This window comes from Streptomyces tricolor, from assembly GCF_002155905.1.
In the GTDB taxonomy this organism is placed as follows: domain Bacteria; phylum Actinomycetota; class Actinomycetes; order Streptomycetales; family Streptomycetaceae; genus Streptomyces; species Streptomyces tricolor.
Window position 1 is genome coordinate 1 of record NZ_MUMF01000736.1, and the last position, 1,997, is coordinate 1,997.

2 protein-coding genes and 1 pseudogene are annotated in these 1,997 nt (G+C 71.4%); 1 reads left to right on the plus strand and 2 read right to left on the minus strand.

The features are described from left to right. Positions 1-712 (plus strand): RNA polymerase sigma factor SigF (locus tag CCN44_RS38520; protein ID WP_086703493.1); only part of this gene is annotated, 712 nt, incomplete at its 5' end. Positions 713-814: 102 nt separating this feature from the next. On the opposite strand, the gene CCN44_RS38525 is transcribed toward CCN44_RS38520, so the two are convergent. Continuing rightward, on the minus strand, positions 815-1,270 hold the full coding sequence (locus CCN44_RS38525; RefSeq protein WP_059247410.1) for an ATP-binding protein: 456 nt from the start codon (positions 1,268-1,270) through the stop codon (positions 815-817). 170 nt (positions 1,271-1,440) lie between these two features. Continuing rightward, a pseudogene (locus CCN44_RS44760) lies at positions 1,441-1,997 on the minus strand (hypothetical protein); the annotation flags it as partial.

Sequence of the window (1,997 nt, forward strand, 5' to 3'; positions counted from 1 at the left end):
CGAGTACCAGTACGCGCGCAACACCCTCATCGAGATGAACATGTCGCTGGTGCGGTTCGCGGCCGGACGCTTCCGGGGCCGTGGCGACGACATGGAGGACATCGTCCAGACCGGCATGATCGGCCTGATCAAGGCGATCGACCGGTTCGAACTGGCGCGCGGAGTCGAGTTCACCTCCTTCGCGCTGCCGTACATCGTCGGCGAGATCAAGCGGTTCTTCCGGGACACCACGTGGGCCGTCCATGTGCCGCGCCGGCTCCAGGAGCTGCGCGTGGAGCTGGCCAAGGCCCGTGAGGAGCTGTCCAGCCGACTGGACCGGGATCCCACGGTCGCCGAGCTGGCCACGCTGATGAACCTCTCCGAGGACGAGGTGGTCGAGGCCCAGCTCGCCTCCAACGGCTACAACTCGGCCTCTCTCGACGCCGCGCTCACCGGCGACGGCCCCGAGGACGGCGAGGCGGTGCTCGCCGACTTCATCGGTGTGGAGGAGGAGGGGCTCCGGCTCGTCGAGGACTTCCACGCGCTCGCCCCGCTGATGGCGGAGCTGAGCGACCGTGACCGGCAGATCATCCATCTGAGGTTCGTCGAGGAGGCGACCCAGGCGGAGATCGGGGAGCGGCTCGGGTGCTCCCAGATGCACGTCTCCCGCCTCATCAAGCGGATCATCACCCGGCTGCGGCAGGGAATGCTGGGCGAGCTGGGCTGCGCCTGACGAGCGAGGGAGCTGCGCCGCGCCTGGCGTCCCGTCCAGGCCCGGCGCAGCTCCCTCGCTGGTGGCCGCACCGCCGTGGCGTCGGCACCGGGCGGAATCGCGTCAGTCCCGCCGGAGCGGGAAGACGGCCCGCACCCGCTTGCCCACGGGCACGCGCTCGACGGTGACCTCGGAGGCCAGGGCGTGCACGATCTCCAAGCCATGGCGTCCGACGCGCTCGGGGTCCTTGGGGAAGCGGCGGGGCAGGGCGGTGCTGCTGTCGTACACGGACACGGCGACCGCGGTGTCCGTACCCTCCAGCTCCAGGATGTAGGGGCCCGTGCTGTGCCGGTCGGCGTTGGTGACCAGCTCGCTCACCATCAGGAGCAGCTCGCCGTCGGTCCGGGCGTCGGCGATGGCGCACCACTCGGTGCGCAGCTGCTGGAGGAACTGGGCCGCGAAGGCGCGGGCGTCGGCGATGCATCCGGGTTCGCCGGTGTAGTGCGCCGCGCGTCGCAGCGGCTCCACGGGTACGTCGAAACCAGTCGGTATCACTGCCCCGCCCAGGTGCTCGGTCATACTGTCTCTCTCGGAAGGCCCGGTCCGGCCGGTCGCTGTTGCACCAGTCCTCGTACCCCGAGCCCGGCCCTCCAGTCCACCGGATCCGTTCGCCGAGCGCGCACAGTGGCGAGGATCACGGCCGGAGCCCGGGGGCGGGCCGGTGCGGCCGGCTCACGCCACGGGGCTCGCTACTCCCCCTGCTGTCCCCCCTGGTCACCCTGATCGCCCTGGTCCTGCTGCTGCTCCTGTTGCTGTTCCTGCTGCTGCTCCTGCTCCTGTTGCTGTTCCTGCTGCTGCTCCTGCTGCTGGGTGCCGGGTTCCTCCGGCTGCTGGGCGGTCTCGGCCGGACCGCCCGTCGTCGCCGGGGCGGACTCGGCCGGCGACTGGGGCGTGACGACGGACGTCTCCGCCGGCGGCGAGCCCCCGGTGGGCACCGACGCCTCGCCGGGCGAGGTCTGCTCGGTCTGCGCCGTCTCCTCGGCCGGAGTGTCGGTCGCCGGGCTCTCCTCGCCCGTCGGTGAGTCGGTCGCCGGCTCCGACTCGGTGGGCGTGGAGGTCTCCTCCGGCGGGGAGGTCTCCTCCGGCGGCGACGTCTCGTCGGTCGGGGTCTCGTCGGTCGGCGAGTCGGTCTTGTCCGTCGGCGTCTTGTCCGTCGGCGAGTCGGTCTTGTCCGTCGGCGTCTTGTCCGTCGGCGACTCGGTCTTGTCCGTCGGCGACTCGGTCTTGTCGGTCGGGGTCTTGTCCG